Source organism: Methylobacterium sp. D54C (genome assembly GCF_053345595.1).
Genome location: NZ_JBKFAK010000218.1, coordinates 1 through 298, shown reverse-complemented (window position 1 = coordinate 298; position 298 = coordinate 1). Strand labels below are relative to the sequence as shown.

The window sequence follows — 298 nt, the reverse complement described above, 5'->3', positions numbered from 1 at the left end:
AGAGGATCCGCCGCCGCCGGCGGGGGGGGCGTCGTTCCGGCGGGCGGGACGCGTTGGCCGGCGCGCCCGCGCGCGCTTAGACCTCCCGGCAGATCCGCCGGTCCCGCGCCCCCCCGCCGTGCACGGCCCGGGGCGCCCCTCGCACCCGCGGCGGGATGTCCGCGAAAGGCTGCTCGGTACCCGATGCTCACCCCCTCCTCCGCCCGGTTCGACGTCGCGGTCGTCGGCGGCGGCCATGCCGGCGCCGAGGCCACCGCCGCCGCGGCGCGCTGCGGCGCGCGCACCGCGCTGGTCACCC

At 81.9% G+C, this 298-nt stretch carries 1 protein-coding gene; it reads left to right on the top strand.

The window, feature by feature from the left end; translation table 11 throughout:
• Positions 1-183 precede the first annotated feature (183 nt).
• The coding region (locus ACLBYB_RS33235) for an FAD-dependent oxidoreductase (protein WP_447701433.1) at positions 184-298 on the top strand (115 nt) is incomplete at its 3' end.